The sequence below is a fragment of the Phycicoccus sp. HDW14 genome (genome assembly GCF_011383005.1).
GTDB lineage: Bacteria > Actinomycetota > Actinomycetes > Actinomycetales > Dermatophilaceae > Phycicoccus.
This window is the reverse complement of the sequence record NZ_CP049935.1, coordinates 2,953,157-2,966,678: the sequence shown is the minus strand read 5'-3', so window position 1 is coordinate 2,966,678 and position 13,522 is coordinate 2,953,157. Positions and strand designations below refer to the sequence as shown.

Here is a 13,522-nt window from a genome sequence, read left to right as displayed (position 1 = left end):
TTCCGACGACGGAGGAGGCCGGATGAACCAGCGCGTGCTCGTCGTCGACGACGACCCGACCCTGCGCCGCACCCTGCGCATCAACCTGCGGGCCCGCGGCTACGAGGTCGAGGAGGTCGGCTCCGGCCTCGACGCCCTGGCCACCGTGCACGACGCCCCGCCCGACCTCGTCGTCCTCGACCTGGGCCTGCCCGACCTCGACGGCGTCGAGGTGCTGCGCCGCATCCGGACCCGCTCGCGCGTCCCCGTCGTCGTGCTGTCGGCGCGCCACCAGTCCGACGACAAGGTCGAGGCCCTCGACGAGGGGGCCGACGACTACGTCACCAAGCCCTTCGGGATGGACGAGCTGATGGCGCGCGTGCGCTCGGCCCTGCGCCGGGGTGCCGAGGACGACGGGCTGGCCGCGGTCGCCCCGGTGACGACCGAGGCGTTCACCCTCGACTTCGCGACCCTGGCCGCCACCCACCGCGGTGAGCCGGTGCACCTCACCCCGACCGAGTGGCGGCTCGTCGCCGAGCTGGCCCGCCACCGGGGTCGGGTGGTCACCCAGGCCGACCTGCTGCGGGCGGTGTGGGGTCCCGGGTACGGCCGCGAGTCGAACTACCTGCGGGTGTACGGCAACCAGCTGCGGCGCAAGCTCGAGGACGACCCGTCGGCGCCGCGGCACATCCTCACCGAGCCGGGGATCGGGTACCGCCTCAGCGTGTGAGGCGGGCCGCGAGGTCGGTGAACGAGGCGACCGTCAGCTCGGGCGCGCGCATCGTCGGCGGGTAGGGCGCCCCGGTGCGGGCGACGTAGGCGCTGCGCAGGCCGGCCGACGCGGCGCCGTGGGTGTCCCACGGGTGGACCGCGACGAGCATCGCCTCGCCGCCCTCGACGCCACAGGTGTCGAGGGCGTACCGGTAGGCCGAGGCGTCCGGCTTCCACCGGGGTGCGTCGGCGACCGAGAGCACGCGCTCGACCACGTCGTCGAGCCCGGCTCGCTCGAGGAGCCCCTCGGCGACCGCGGCCGAGCCGTTGCTCAGGGTCGCCAGCCGGATGCCCCGGCCGGCCAGCGCGCGCAGGCCCGGGACGACGTCGGGGTGCAGCGGGAGACGCATGAACGTCCCGAGGACCTCCGAGGCGGCGGCGTCGAGGTCGGCCGGGGCGTCCGGCCGGCCGTGCACCACGGCGTGGAAGGACGCACGGGCGAGGTCGGCGAAGGCAGGGTTGTCGCCCGTGACCGTGAGCGCCATCCCGTCCCGGAGGATGCCGGCGAACCAGGGCGAGGCGAGGTGCTCGGGCAGGCCGAGGGCGGCGAAGCGCTCGCCGACCGGCGCCATGTCGGAGAGCGTCTCGTTGACGTCGAGCAGGAGCAGGGACGGGGCGGGGACGGGGGCGTCATCCATCGCTCCATCCTCGCCGCCCGGGCCGGTCGTAGGGTGACGCGGTGACCGTCATCCGCTCCTCACCGCTCTCCGGGATGGGTGCCGCGACGCTCTACGCCGTGCTGCGGCTGCGGCAGGACGTCTTCGTGCTCGAGCAGGAGTGCCTCTTCGCCGACCTCGACGGCCGCGACCTCGAGCCCGGCACGGTGCAGTGGTGGACCGAGGGGCCGGACGGTGCCGTGCTGGCGACCCTGCGGGCCCTCGACGACGGCAGCGTCGTGCGGATCGGCCGGGTGGCGACGGCCCGGGAGGCGCGCGGGGCCGGGATCGCCCGAGAGCTGGTGCTCGCGGTGCTCTCGGCGACGCGCGGGCCGGTCGTGCTCGACGCACAGTCCCACCTCGAGGGCTGGTACGAGCGGCTGGGCTTCGTCCGCGACGGCGACGGCTTCCTCGACGACGGCATCCCGCACCTGCCGATGCGCCTCGCGCGCTGAGCACCGCGTGTCGGTGGGGGTCGCTAGCGTGCGGGGATGAGCCACACCCACCACGCCATCGACTACGTCGAGCTCGGTGCGCCCGACCTCGCACCGACCCGGGCGTTCTACGAGCAGGCCTTCGGTTGGACCTTCACCGAGTACGGCCCCGACTACCTCGGCTACCGGGTCCCGGGCCGCGACGACGAGGCCGGCGGCATCGACGCCGGCAGGGAGCCCGGCACCGGCGGCCCGCTCGTGCTCCTCTTCTCCGACGACCTCGACGCCACCGTGCAGGCGGTCCTCGACGCCGGCGGCACCGTGAGCACGGAGCCCTACGCGTTCCCGGGCGGTCGACGCTTCTACTTCCGCGACCCCGCCGGCAACGAGCTCGGGGCCTGGCAGCCGGCCGAGTGACCGTCGCGCTCGCCGACCTCGTCGCGGTCTCGGCCGAGGTCGCGGCCACCCGGTCGCGCACGGCGAAGACCGCGGCGCTCGCCGGGCTGCTCGCGCGCGCCGACGCCGACGAGGTCGGCACGGTCGTGGCGTTCCTCTCCGGGGTGCTGCCCCAGCGGCGCCTCGGCATCGGGTACCGGTCGCTGACCTCGCTGCCCGACCCCGCCGTCGAACCCTCGCTCACCGTCGCCGAGGTCGACGCGGCCTTCGACCGGCTGGCCGGCTCGGCCGGTGCCGGCTCCACCGCGTCCCGGCGCGCCGAGCTCGCCGGGCTGATGGGCCGGGCCACCGCCGACGAGCAGGCGTTCCTGCGCGCGCTGATGACCGGCAACCTCCGGCAGGGCGCGCTCGACGGCGTGGTGCTCGGGGCCGTGGCCGCCGCGTTCGAGGTGCCCGACGCCGTCGTCCGCCGGGCCGTGATGCTCGCCGGCTCGACCCACGTCGTCGCCGGTCTCGCGGCCAGCGGCGGGCAACCGGCCCTCGAGGAGGTCGGGCTCGTCGTCGGCCGCCCGCTGCGCCCGATGCTCGCCGCCTCCGCGAAGACCACCGACGAGGCGGTCGAGGGGTTCGCGGGCGCCGACATGCTCGTCGACGGCAAGCTCGACGGCATCCGCGTGCAGGTGCACCGCCGCGACGGCGAGGTCACGGTCTTCACCCGCAGCCTCGACGAGATCACCGAGCGCGTGCCCGAGGTCGTCGAGGCCGTCGACGCGCTGCCGGGCGGTGACCTCGTGCTCGACGGTGAGGCCATCGTCCTGCGTGAGGGTGGGCGGCCGGCGCCGTTCCAGGTCACCGGGGCCCGCACCGCGAGCTCGGCCGACGTCGAGCGGCTCCGGGCCGAGGTGCCGCTCACGACGTTCCTCTTCGACGTCCTCCACGCCGACGGCCGCGACCTCGTCGACGCCTCGGCGCTCGAGCGGCACGAGGTGCTCACCGCGCTGGCGCCGCACCTCGTCGTCCCGCGGCTCCTCACCGCCGACCCCGCGGAGGCGGCCGCGTTCTTCGACGCGCTCGTCGCGGCCGGTCACGAGGGCGTCGTCGTCAAGGACGCGGCCTCCCCCTACGCCGCCGGCCGGAGGGGCAGCGGCTGGGTCAAGGTCAAGCCGACGCACACCCTCGACCTCGTCGTGCTCGCCGTCGAGCGCGGGTCGGGCCGCCGCCGCGGCTGGCTCTCGAACATCCACCTCGGGGCCCGCGACCCCGACGGCGACGGGTACGTGATGGTCGGCAAGACCTTCAAGGGGATGACCGACGAGATGCTGCGCTGGCAGACCGAGCGGTTCACCGAGCTCGCCGACGGGCCCACTGACGGCTACGTCGTCACGGTGCGGCCGGAGCAGGTCGTCGAGATCGCGCTCGACGGCGTGCAGCGCTCGTCGCGCTACCCGGGGGCGTGGCGCTGCGGTTCGCGCGGGTCCTGCGCTACCGCGACGACAAGCCGCTCGACGAGGTCGACACCATCGACACGGTCCGCGCGCTCGGCGGTTCCTGACCAGCGCCGAGCCGAGCCGACGGGCGGACGACACGCACGGCACCGGGTGGGCGGCCTCGAGCACGACGGCGGGCGCGTGAGCCGTCATCGTGTCGTCGGTCGGTCGGCGGCCCGCTGGGGAGCGCCCCGCCCCGGCCCTACTCGTCCGGGCGCCAGAGGGCGCCGAGCAGCCGCACGAGCGCGGCGACGATGCCGATGAGGCTGCCCACGACGGCGACGACCAGCAGGACGCGCACCGTGAGGTGCCAGCCCGAGGTGAGGTCGAACGGGAAGACGTCCCAGACCCGCAGCGTCGCCGCCAGCCCGACGACCGTCGTCACGAGGTCGCCGAGGCTCCGGATGCCGACGCCGTGCAGCAGGGTGAGGACGAGGCCGACGCCCACGCCGGTCCACAGCGCGGCGTTGACCAGGGGTACGACGTCCGCGGCCTCCGGGGTGAGGAACGGCGCTGCCTCCCACCCGGGCCGGACGTTGACGACGTAGAGCAGCACGAGGTCGACGAGCGCAGTGCCGAGGCCGGCGCTCCCGGCGGCCGTCCGCTGCGCGGCGCGCGGGCGGGGAACGGGGTGGTGTGTCGACGTGGTGGCCATGACCGCCTCCAGCGGCGAGGGCGTCCGGCGCCGTGCCACGGTCGGCAGGGCGTGCGCCTCCGCCGCTCCCATCGTCCCACCGGGCCACCGGCACGGACGGCCGGCGAGAGCCGCGTCACCCACCCGCGGTCGCTGGCACGATGGCCGGATGGAGACCTCCCGCGGCATCTGGACGAGCACCGCCGACGCCGACCTCCTGCTGCGGCTGGCGGGGTCGGGGTTCGACTGGCTCGCCCTCGACGCCCAGCACGGGCCGGTCGACCGGGCGGCCCTGCACCGGCTCGGGCGGGCCCTGGCCGCGACGCACACGGCCTTCCTCGTCCGGGTCCCGTCGGTCGACCCGGCGTGGATCGGGGCCGCCCTCGACGCCGGCGCGTCCGGGGTCGTCGTGCCGTCCGTCACGAGCGCCGCCGATGCCGAGCGAGCTGCCCTGGCCTCCCGCTACCCGCCTCTGGGAGAACGCAGCTGGGGGCCGTTCCCGCCGTTGTGGGGCGGGGCAGCCCCGGACCCCGAGGTCGCGAACGAGCTCGTCCGCTGCTGGGTCATGGTCGAGACGCCGGGCGCCCTCGACGAGGTCGACGCCATCGCCGCGACCCCGGGCGTCGACGGCCTCTTCGTCGGTCCGCTCGACCTCGCCCTCTCGCTCGGCACCTCGGTCGAGGCCCTCCTCGACGACGACAGCCCCGACGGTCCCCTCGCGCGCATCGTCCGCGCCGCCGAGCGGCAGGGCATCCTCGTCGGCGCCTTCGCCGGCCGCCCGGACGCGGCACGTCGGCTGCGGGACCACGGCATCGGGTTCCTCGCCGTGACGACCGACGTCGCCGTCGTCGCGGCCGGCGTCCGCGCCGTGCTCGACGCCGACGCCGACGCCGACTCCGGCACGGAGGCCGGCCCGGCTGACGGCGCCTGACCCCGCCGGCCCGACACCCCATCCGGCCCCGGCCCGGCCACGAACCACCGGGCGTGACCCTCCTCGACGACGCCCGGGCGTGGGTGCTGCAGAAGTCGGCGCCCTTCACGGTCCGGTACGGCGAGCCGCTGCGCTTCGCCGGTCAGGACCTCCCGCGCCCTGAGCGGCACCGGGTGCCGACGCGCCACGGCGACGTCCGGGTCGACCTCTACCGCCCGGCCCCGGCCCGCGGCCCCCAGGACCCACCGCCGGTCGTCGTCCACTTCCACGGCGGCGCCTTCGTCATGCGCTACCCCGAGATGGACGACTGGTGGTGCCGGTACCTCGCGGCCACGGCCGGCGTGGCGGTCGCCAACGTCGACTGGTCGGTGGCGCCCCAGGCCCGCTACCCGGTGGGCCAGGAGGAGGGTGACGACGTCGCGGCCGAGCTGGCCGCGCACGGGGGCGAGTACGGCGTCGACGGTCGGCGGATGGTCGTCAGCGGCTTCAGCGCCGGCGGCCAGGTCGCGGCCGCCGTCTGCCTCATGGCGCGCGACCACGGGTCGTTCAGCCCGGTGCTTCAGGTGCTCGGCGTCCCTGCGCTCGACATGGCCTCCGAGGTCGAGGACGGCCATGGGATGGTCGATGCCGGCCTGCGCCGGCTGGTGCGCCGGACCTACTTCCCGGACGTCGAGCGCCGCCCGCTGAGCCGTACGCCTCACCCCTGCTGGCCGCCGACCTCTCGGGCCTGCCGCCGACCATCGTCCTGACGGGCGGCCGTGACTCCCTGCGCCCGGACGGGGACCGGTACGCGCAGCGGCTGCGGGACGCCGGGGTGGAGGTCCTGCACGACGTGACGCCGGGGGTCGACCACTACTTCCTCACCGACGACCCCGTCCGCGCCCGCTGGACGATGTCCATGGTCGCCGAGCAGGTGCGGCACGCGTGCGGCACCGGGGTCCCCGGCCGGTGACGGGGTCTACGCTCCGGGGATGACGCCTCGGCAGGATGTCGCGCTGGTCACCGGAACCTCGAGCGGGATCGGCCTGGCCACCGCGGTGGCGCTGGCCGGTGCCGGGCTGACGGTCGTCGCGACGATGCGCGACACCAGCCGCGACGCCCTGCTGCGCGAGGCCGCCGAGCAGGCCGGCGTCGAGCTCGACGTCCGCACCCTCGACGTGACGGACGCGGACGCCTCGCGCACGGTGGTCGACGGCGTCCTCGCCGACCACGGCTCCCTCGACGTGCTCGTCAACAACGCGGGCCGTGGCGCGGTGGCCACCCTCGAGCAGCTGAGCGACGCCCAGCTCCAGGAGCAGCTCGACGTCAACTACCTCGCCGTCGCCCGGATGACCCGCCTCGTCCTCCCGGCGATGCGTGCCGCGGGCCGTGGCCGGGTGGTCACCGTGACGAGCGTCGGTGGCGCCGTGGGCCAGCCGTTCGCCGACGCCTACTGTGGCGCCAAGTTCGCCGTCGAGGGGCTGATGCAGTCGCTCGCGCCGGTCGTCGCGCGCTTCGGGGTCACGGTGAGCATCGTCGAGCCGGGGGCGGTGGCCAGCGAGTTCACGGGCAACGTCCACCGAGCCGACGGGGCCGACGGGGCGGACGGCGCCGGTGCCACCACCGACGACCCGTACGCCGGGCTGCTCGCCGCGTACCTGCGCCGTACGGCCGCCGCCTTCGACGCCGCGCAGAGCCCGCAGGCCGCGGCCGCGGTCATCGTCGAGGCGGTCACGACGACGCAGCCCCGCTTCCGTTGGCAGACCTCGCCCCAGGCCGAGGGCTTCGTCGGGCTCTCGCTGCGCGACCTCGACGGTGCCGGCGTGCTCGGCGCCACGTCGACGTGGCTGACGTGACCGGGCGGCGTCAGGCCTGAGTCCCCTCGCCACCGCTCAGAAGCCGCTGGGGCGACGCGGGGTGTAGGCCGACTCCAGGGCCGAGACCTCGTCGTCGGTCAGCACGAGGTCGAGCGCGGCGACGGCGTCCGGGAGGTGGTGCTCCTTGGTCGCCCCGACGATCGGCGCGTCGACCACGGGGTTGCGCAGCACCCAGGCGAGCGCGACGGTCGACATCGCGACGCCGCGGTCGCGGGCCACCCGCTCGACGGCGCCGACGATCTCGGCGTCGCCCTCCTGGTACAGCCGCTTGCCGAACTCGTCGGTGCCGGAGCGCTCGGTCTGCTCGCCCCACGGGCGGGCCAGGCGCCCGCGCGCCAGCGGGCTCCACGGCACGGCCCCCACGCCCTGGTCGGCCAGCAGCGGGAACATCTCCTGCTCCTCCTCGCGCATGAGGAGGCTGTACTGGTCCTGCATCGACACGAACCGGGTCCAGCCGCCGAGGTCGGCCGCGTGCTGCATCGTCGCGAACTGCCAGGCCCACATCGAGGAGGCCCCGACGTACCGCGCGCGTCCGGACCGGACGACGTCGTGCAGCGCCTCCATCGTCTCCTCGACCGGCGTCTCCGGGTCGAACCGGTGGATCTGGTAGAGGTCGACGTAGTCGGTGCCGAGACGCTTCAGCGAGGCGTCGACCTGCTCGAGGATCGCCTTGCGGGACAGGCCGCTCCCGCCCGGGCCGCCGTGCATCCGGCCGTGGACCTTGGTGGCCAGCACGACGTCCTCGCGCCGGCTGTACTTCCGGACGGCCCGACCCACGAACTCCTCGGAGGTTCCGGCGCTGTACACGTTCGCGGTGTCCCAGAAGGTGATCCCGAGCTCGACGGCCTGCCGGAAGAAGGCGCCCGAGGTCTCCTCGTCGAGGGCCCAGGGGGTGCGCACCCCGGGTCCCGTCCGCGTAGCTCATGCAGCCGAGGGCGACCCGGCTGACGGTGAGCCCGGTGCTGCCGAGACGGGTGTACTCCATCGTGCTGCTCCTTCGGTCGGGTGCGTCCCCGCATCATGCGCCCCGTGACCGGCGAGCGGGCGGCTGGGGTGCCCGCGGTCCACGGATCGGCCACCCGCACCCTCCCGACGACGCCCGGCCCACCAGCCGAGGAGGGCCAGGCCGCCGACCGGCACCTCCATCCCGACCACGAGCCCGCGGTAGAGCAGCACCCCCGCGGCCGCGGCCGCCGGTGCGGTCCCGAGCGCGCCGAGCACGCCGGCCATCCCGACCTCGACGACGCCCGTCGCCCCCGGCGTGAGGACGACCATCGACAGGACCCGCTCGACGACGAAGGCCGAGGCCACGACGACCGGGGCGACGGGTCCGCCGACCACGCGCAGGCAGCCCCAGAGCAACAGCGCCTGAAGGGCCGCGTAGCCGAGCTTGCCGCCGAGCATCCGGCCCCAGCCGTCACGGACCAGCCGGGCGGAGTCGTGGCGGAACCGGGCGGCGCGCTCGCCCCATCCCTCGGGGGCGCCCGGCACCACGCGGACCCGGAGGGCCAGCCGGTCGGCCCAGCGCCCGGCGGCCCGCAGCGGCCGGTCGTCGCGGACGACGAGGGTCACGACGACGAGGGTCACGGCGAGCAGGACCAGGCCGACGACGGCCGTCGTGCCGACCGTGCCCGGGGGTGCCTTCGTGCCGATCGCGAACCAGCACAGCACGACTCCCGGCAGGGCCAGCTTGACGAGGGTGTCGGCCAGGTTGGTCACCACCGCCCAGCGGGCGAACGCCGGGGCGCTGAACCCCCACCCGCGGGCCATCCGCCAGTTGACGACCGTGCCGGCCGCGCCGCCGAGCGGCAGGAGGTTGGAGACGAACGAGCCGGTGAGGTTGAGCAGCAGCGCCCGGCGGTGCGACAGCCCGGGCAGCGCGGCGGTCAGCGACGGCGTGTGCACCCACAGCCCGGTGAGCCAGATGACCCCGAGGAGGGCCAGCTGGGACCAGGTCGGCCGGGCCAGGGCGGCACCGATCTCGTGCCACGGCGTCCCCGTGACCCGGGGAGGGCGAGGGCCACGACGGCCACCGCCGCCCCGCCCGAGAGGACGAGACGGACGACGGCGGCGGTGCGGGTGCTCACCCGGCCACCGTGGCGGACGGGGAGCCGGGGCCGCATCAGGGGAGACCCCGACATCGACCCCGGCCCGTCCCGGACGCCCTCGGGGTCAGCCCCGGCGCGGTCGGGCGTAGAGCCGGCGGGCGAGCAGCCACCCGGCCACCGCGAGCACGGCGCACCACCCCGCGCCGACCCACACCGTGGAGGCCTGGACGGGTGTGCCGAGCAGCAACCCGCGGACCGCGTCCATGACCGGCGTGAACGGCTGGTACTCGGCGAACGAGCGCAGGCCGGCCGGCATCGAGTCGGTGGGGACGAAGCCGCTGCCGAGGAACGGCAGGAGCACCAGCGGCATCGGGTAGTTGCTCGCGCTCTCGACGGTGCGGGAGGCCAGCCCGAGTGCGACCGACAGCCACGAGACGGCGAAGGACAGGCCGGTGAGCAGGCCGACGACGAGGAGCCAGTCGACAGCGGAGGCGTGCGGCCGGAAGCCCACGGCGAGACCGACACCCGTGACGACGACCATCGACAGCAGCGACTGGATCGTCGCCGCGAGCACGTGCCCGGAGAGCACCGCGCCGGGGGCGATCGACAGGGTGCGGAACCGGTCGATGATGCCCTGGGTCGTGTCCATGGCCATCGTCGTCGAGGTGCCCTGGGCGATCGAGGTGATGGTCATGACGAGGATGGCGGGCAGCACGTAGTCGGCGTAGGCGCCGCGGCTCGCAGGAGCCCCGGGGGCGAGCCCGGCGCCGAGCGTGCTGCCGAAGACGAGGACGAAGAGAACGAGCAGGACGACCGGCACGAGCAGGACGATGACCGTCAGCTCGGGGTAGCGCCGGGCGTGCCGCAGCTGGCGCCCGAGCATCGTCATCGCGTCGGCGAGCGGACGGGGGCGGGGGAGGTCGACCGGGCGGGGGACGGTGGCGGTGCTCATCGGAGGGCCTCCTGCGGCTGGTCGGTGGGGCGGGTCCCGCCGGTGAGGGCGAGGAAGACGTCGTCGAGGTCGGGGGTGCGGATGCTCAGGTCGACGACCGTGACCCCCTCGGCGTCGAGCCGGTCGAGGAGGCGGCGCAGGGTGGCGACGTCGCCGCTGCCGGGGACGTCGAGGGCCAGGGCCTCGGGGTCGGGCTCGCCGCCGAGGGCCCGTCGAGCCTCGCCGAGGGCGGCGTCGTCGGAGAAGGTGAGCCGCACGTGGCCGCCGGGGACCAGGCGCTTCAGCTCGGCCGGCGTGCCGTCGGCGACCACCCGTCCGCCGTCGAGGAGCGAGATGTGGTCGGCCAGCTGGTCGGCCTCCTCGAGGTACTGCGTCGTGAGCAGGACCGTGACGCCGTCGGCGACGAGGTCGCGCACGACGTCCCAGGTGGCGCGGCGGCTGCGCGGGTCGAGCCCGGTCGTCGGCTCGTCGAGGACGAGGACGCTCGGCCGCCCGAGCAGCCCCATCGCGAGGTCGAGCCGGCGGCGCATCCCTCCGGAGAACGTCGACGGGCGGTCACCCGCGACGCTCGTGAGCTCGAAGCGCTCGAGCAGCTCGGCTGTGCGCGAACGGATCTCGGCGGCCGGCAGGTGGTGCAGCCGGGCGACGAGCACGAGGTTCTCCTCGGCGGTCAGGAGGTCGTCGAGGGCGGCGAACTGGCCGGTGAGGCCGATGCACGCCCGCACGAGCCGTGGCTCGCGGACGACGTCGTGCCCGAGGACCCGGGCCGTGCCGCCGTCCGGGGCGAGCAGGGTCGTGAGGATGTTGACGGCCGTCGTCTTGCCGGCGCCGTTCGGGCCGAGCAGTGCGTGGACCGTGCCGGGCTCGACGGTGAGGTCGACGCCGTCGAGGACGACGTGCTCGCCGTAGGACTTGTGCAGTCCGCGGACCTCGACGGCGGGGGTGCTGGTGGTCATGGTCGTGTCCCTTCGGGTGGTGGTGGGCGTCAGGCGCGACGCAGGTGCACGTCGCCGTAGCCGGCGCGGATGCGCAGCTCGACCGTCGGCTCCCCGTCGGCGGGGGCGCCGGTGTCCTCGAGCTCGCTGCGGACGGTGCCGTGCCGGGCCTCGACGTCGAGCCAGGCGGCCACGCCGTCGGCGACCCCGACGTCGACCCGCCCGTAGGAGCTGTCGACGTCGACGACCCCGGCGTGCGCGGCCCCGACCCGGACGTCGCCCGCCGAGGCCTTCGCGCTGACGCCCGCGTGGGCGCTGCCGACCCGGACGTCGCCCGCCGTCGTCGACAGGCGCATCGGGCCGTGCCCGGTGCCCACCGTGACGTCACCGGCGGAGGTGCGGGCGCTCACCTCGTCGGCGGCCTCCTGCACGTGGATGGCGCCGGCCGAGGTGCGCAGCTCGACGCGACCGCCGGCGTGCTCGACGCGGATGTCGCCCATCGAGGTGCGACCGTGCACCGCCCCCGCGTCCTCGACGGTGATGTCGCCCATCGAGGTGTCGACGTCGACGGTCCCGAGCCGGCCCGAGGTGCGTGACTCGCCCCAGCCCCGCACCTCGAGGCTCGAGCCCTCGGGGAGCTCGACCTCGATGTCGGCGCGGTCACCGTTGCCGATCATGGCGCGCAGGCGGCCGGCGACCGAGCGCGTCGAGCGCACGGTGACGCGGTCACCGACGTGCTCGACGGTCAGGGCCGCCGCGTGGTCGACGTCGCCCTGCCGCGCGGGGTTGTGCGGACGGACGTCGACGACCGTGTCGGGGGTGGCGGCGGCGCGGACGGTCAGGTCGCAGCCGGCGACGTCGACCGTGAGCCGGACGGGCTGGGGGGTGCTGAAGGTGGGCATGACGGATCCTCCCGTGACGGGTCGGGGTGTGGCGGTGGGGTTCTGGTGGGTGCCGGGTTCGCGCCGCGGCCGGGCGGTGGGCGGGCCTAGCGGACCCAGCCGGTCTGGCGCTGACCCGTGCGGATCGGCGCCGTGATCGTGGGGGCGGACGGGGTGGTGGCGTGGGTGCGGGGGTCGGCGACGGCGGCGGCGACGGTCCGCACGAGCCAGGCGTTGACCGACAGCCCGGAGGCCTCGGCGGCCTCCTCGAGGCGCGGCTTGAGCCGCTCGGGCAACCGCAGGCTGAGCCGGGCCGTGCCGCCGGTCTCATCGTCGTCGGCGTCGGGCCCGGCGTCGGCGGTCGGCGGGGCGATGGGTGCCTCGAGGGCGGGGGAGGTGACGACGAGGTCGAGCTCGCGGCCGCGGAGCCGGACGTCGACCGTGCCGGGGGTCAGCCGCTCGGTGACCTCGGCGGCGGCCTCGACGACGGCGTCGAGGAGCAGCATCCGGGCGGAGGGCTCGACACCGCCGGCCAGCAGCTCGGCGAGCTCGACGGCCTCGGGGCCACCGGTGCGGGCCGTCGTGACGAGGTCGCGCTGGAGGCGGGCGACGTAGGGCGTGAGGTCCATGACGCCAGAGTGACATCACGGTGACGTCACTGTCAACCCTCGTGGCGTCATGACGACGTCACGCCGGCGCGGCACGTCCCCGACCTGCAGGAACGTGCCGCGCGCGCGGGCGTCGAGCGGGCGTCAGCCGACGGGAACCGCGACCGGCGGTGCGGCCAGCGGGGCCTGCCCCGGCGTCAGCTCGGTCTCCCGGAAGCCCTTGACGACGAGGTACACGCCGAGCGAGAACTCCCACACCGCGATGGGCAGGGCGGCCACCAGGGCCACCGTCCCGACGCGGTCGACGACGCCGAACATCGTGAGCACGACGGCGGTCAGGTGGATCGGGGCACCGACCAGCCCGATGAGCGGGAGGGCCCGGGGCACGAGGTGGGAGCGGTACAGGAGCGTCCCGAGCAGGAGGGCGTTGAGCCCCGGCATGAGGCTCTGGCCGAGGGTGAAGGCCCAGTCGTACGTCGCGACGTGGGAGGCGCCGATCGCGAGCAGTGCGGACCGGTCGGCACCTGCACCCGCGGTGGCGCCCAGGTCGTGACGCAGCGCGACGAGCGCCAGCAGGCTCGCCACCCCGGTGAAGATCATGGCCGCCTCGAGGCTGCGGGTGGCCACGAAGCCGAGCGCGAGGCCCTCCTGCTGGCGGCGCACGACCGGGTACAGGGCGATGGCGGTCCCGATGCCGGCCAGCCCCACGAGGACCTCGAGGAAGGCGCCCCACAGGACGCCGGTGGTCCCACCGGCACCGAGGACGAAGTCGGTGGCCCGGGCGGGTTCGTAGAGGACGAGGGTCGGGATCGAGACGAAGGTCAGCAGGTAGAACAGGCCCGCGACGAGCGCGGTCCGTCGGGTGGTGCTCATGAGGACTCCCTGACATCGAGGTGTACGGCGTACACCTTCGGTGGCCACCACGGTAGGCCCCCGGGCCGTCGGGGTCAATGG

Annotated in this window: 16 protein-coding genes and 2 pseudogenes; 9 read left to right on the top strand and 9 right to left on the bottom strand. The window is 75.4% G+C overall.

Translation table 11 applies throughout. The features are described 5' to 3' along the window. Positions 1-22 precede the first annotated feature (22 nt). Entirely contained in the window at positions 23-709 is a 687-nt protein-coding gene (locus G7075_RS14580; protein WP_166122878.1) for a response regulator transcription factor, read from the top strand. Here the strand turns inward: G7075_RS14580 and G7075_RS14575 are convergent. Beyond that, positions 699-1,388: a haloacid dehalogenase type II gene (locus tag G7075_RS14575; RefSeq protein ID WP_166122876.1), complete on the bottom strand. Its 690-nt coding sequence runs from the start codon at positions 1,386-1,388 to the stop codon at positions 699-701. The genes G7075_RS14580 and G7075_RS14575 overlap by 11 nt on opposite strands. 41 nt (positions 1,389-1,429) lie before the next feature. On the opposite strand from G7075_RS14575, the gene G7075_RS14570 reads away from it, so the two are divergent. The 3 genes from G7075_RS14570 to G7075_RS14565 are packed head-to-tail and all read left to right on the top strand — an operon-like array spanning position 1,430 to position 3,987. After that, positions 1,430-1,861 (top strand): GNAT family N-acetyltransferase, encoded by a 432-nt coding sequence (locus G7075_RS14570; protein ID WP_240917643.1) that lies wholly within the window; start codon positions 1,430-1,432, stop codon positions 1,859-1,861. Between the two features lie 36 nt (positions 1,862-1,897). Continuing rightward, positions 1,898-2,257 (top strand): VOC family protein, encoded by a 360-nt coding sequence (locus tag G7075_RS21445; protein ID WP_240917642.1) that lies wholly within the window; start codon positions 1,898-1,900, stop codon positions 2,255-2,257. Then, positions 2,254-3,987, top strand: coding sequence for an ATP-dependent DNA ligase (locus tag G7075_RS14565; protein WP_371814083.1), 1,734 nt, complete (start codon positions 2,254-2,256; stop codon positions 3,985-3,987). The genes G7075_RS21445 and G7075_RS14565 overlap by 4 nt, the downstream gene beginning before the upstream one ends. Here the strand turns inward: G7075_RS14565 and G7075_RS14560 are convergent. After that, positions 3,926-4,378 carry a hypothetical protein gene (locus G7075_RS14560; protein WP_166122874.1) on the bottom strand — a complete coding sequence of 151 codons (453 nt, stop codon included), beginning with the start codon at positions 4,376-4,378 and terminating at the stop codon, positions 3,926-3,928. The two genes, G7075_RS14565 and G7075_RS14560, sit on opposite strands and share 62 nt — an antisense overlap. Positions 4,379-4,526: 148 nt before the next feature. On the opposite strand from G7075_RS14560, the gene G7075_RS14555 reads away from it, so the two are divergent. The 5 genes and pseudogenes from G7075_RS14555 to G7075_RS14545 all read left to right on the top strand — a co-directional run bounded on the left by G7075_RS14555 (position 4,527) and on the right by G7075_RS14545 (position 7,123). Further along, positions 4,527-5,288, top strand: a complete 762-nt coding sequence (locus G7075_RS14555; protein WP_166122872.1) for an HpcH/HpaI aldolase/citrate lyase family protein — start codon at positions 4,527-4,529, stop codon at positions 5,286-5,288. 53 nt (positions 5,289-5,341) lie between these two features. Beyond that, positions 5,342-6,037 (top strand): alpha/beta hydrolase, encoded by a 696-nt coding sequence (locus G7075_RS14550; protein WP_205860521.1) that lies wholly within the window; start codon positions 5,342-5,344, stop codon positions 6,035-6,037. Further along, positions 5,992-6,090, top strand: a pseudogene (locus tag G7075_RS22960) (alpha/beta hydrolase fold domain-containing protein); the annotation flags it as partial. The gene G7075_RS14550 and the pseudogene G7075_RS22960, both read left to right, overlap by 46 nt. A gap of 12 nt (positions 6,091-6,102) precedes the next feature. After that, the gene (locus G7075_RS20365) at positions 6,103-6,240 is read left to right on the top strand and encodes a hypothetical protein (protein WP_205860520.1); all 138 of its coding nucleotides are present in this window, start codon (positions 6,103-6,105) and stop codon (positions 6,238-6,240) included. A 19-nt stretch (positions 6,241-6,259) separates the two neighbouring features. Continuing rightward, positions 6,260-7,123: an SDR family NAD(P)-dependent oxidoreductase gene (locus G7075_RS14545; protein ID WP_166122870.1), complete on the top strand. Its 864-nt coding sequence runs from the start codon at positions 6,260-6,262 to the stop codon at positions 7,121-7,123. 36 nt (positions 7,124-7,159) lie between these two features. Here G7075_RS14545 and G7075_RS14540 read toward each other — a convergent pair whose 3' ends face one another. From G7075_RS14540 to G7075_RS14510, 7 genes and pseudogenes are all read right to left on the bottom strand, one after another. Then, on the bottom strand, positions 7,160-8,044 hold the full coding sequence (locus G7075_RS14540; RefSeq protein WP_371814082.1) for an aldo/keto reductase: 885 nt from the start codon (positions 8,042-8,044) through the stop codon (positions 7,160-7,162). A gap of 21 nt (positions 8,045-8,065) precedes the next feature. Further along, positions 8,066-9,127: pseudogene (locus tag G7075_RS14535) on the bottom strand (lysylphosphatidylglycerol synthase domain-containing protein); the annotation flags it as partial. A gap of 189 nt (positions 9,128-9,316) precedes the next feature. Further along, complete coding sequence (locus G7075_RS14530; protein ID WP_166122868.1) at positions 9,317-10,144, bottom strand: ABC transporter permease; 828 nt, start codon at positions 10,142-10,144, stop codon at positions 9,317-9,319. After that, positions 10,141-11,100, bottom strand: a complete 960-nt coding sequence (locus G7075_RS14525; RefSeq protein ID WP_166122866.1) for an ATP-binding cassette domain-containing protein — start codon at positions 11,098-11,100, stop codon at positions 10,141-10,143. The genes G7075_RS14530 and G7075_RS14525 overlap by 4 nt, the downstream gene beginning before the upstream one ends. A 29-nt stretch (positions 11,101-11,129) precedes the next feature. After that, positions 11,130-11,981: a DUF4097 family beta strand repeat-containing protein gene (locus G7075_RS14520; RefSeq protein ID WP_166122864.1), complete on the bottom strand. Its 852-nt coding sequence runs from the start codon at positions 11,979-11,981 to the stop codon at positions 11,130-11,132. Positions 11,982-12,067: 86 nt separating this feature from the next. Continuing rightward, a complete protein-coding gene (locus tag G7075_RS22090) occupies positions 12,068-12,589 on the bottom strand; it encodes a toxin-antitoxin system HicB family antitoxin (RefSeq protein ID WP_166122861.1) in 522 nt (173 codons plus the stop codon). A gap of 123 nt (positions 12,590-12,712) precedes the next feature. Beyond that, entirely contained in the window at positions 12,713-13,441 is a 729-nt protein-coding gene (locus G7075_RS14510; protein ID WP_166122859.1) for a DUF4386 domain-containing protein, read from the bottom strand. Positions 13,442-13,522: the final 81 nt, after the last annotated feature.

What these genes read in the sequence shown, in the direction of transcription:
- G7075_RS14520 (WP_166122864.1), bottom strand. Translation starts at nt 11,981, where the DNA reads ATGCCCACCTTCAGCACCCCCCAGCCCGTCCGGCTCACGGTCGACGTC.
- G7075_RS14525 (WP_166122866.1), bottom strand. Translation starts at nt 11,100, where the DNA reads ATGACCACCAGCACCCCCGCCGTCGAGGTCCGCGGACTGCACAAGTCC.
- G7075_RS14555 (WP_166122872.1), top strand. Translation starts at nt 4,527, where the DNA reads ATGGAGACCTCCCGCGGCATCTGGACGAGCACCGCCGACGCCGACCTC.
- G7075_RS14510 (WP_166122859.1), bottom strand. Translation starts at nt 13,441, where the DNA reads ATGAGCACCACCCGACGGACCGCGCTCGTCGCGGGCCTGTTCTACCTG.
- G7075_RS14560 (WP_166122874.1), bottom strand. Translation starts at nt 4,378, where the DNA reads ATGGCCACCACGTCGACACACCACCCCGTTCCCCGCCCGCGCGCCGCG.
- G7075_RS14580 (WP_166122878.1), top strand. Translation starts at nt 23, where the DNA reads ATGAACCAGCGCGTGCTCGTCGTCGACGACGACCCGACCCTGCGCCGC.
- G7075_RS14530 (WP_166122868.1), bottom strand. Translation starts at nt 10,144, where the DNA reads ATGAGCACCGCCACCGTCCCCCGCCCGGTCGACCTCCCCCGCCCCCGT.
- G7075_RS21445 (WP_240917642.1), top strand. Translation starts at nt 1,898, where the DNA reads ATGAGCCACACCCACCACGCCATCGACTACGTCGAGCTCGGTGCGCCC.
- G7075_RS14575 (WP_166122876.1), bottom strand. Translation starts at nt 1,388, where the DNA reads ATGGATGACGCCCCCGTCCCCGCCCCGTCCCTGCTCCTGCTCGACGTC.
- G7075_RS14545 (WP_166122870.1), top strand. Translation starts at nt 6,260, where the DNA reads ATGACGCCTCGGCAGGATGTCGCGCTGGTCACCGGAACCTCGAGCGGG.
- G7075_RS22090 (WP_166122861.1), bottom strand. Translation starts at nt 12,589, where the DNA reads ATGGACCTCACGCCCTACGTCGCCCGCCTCCAGCGCGACCTCGTCACG.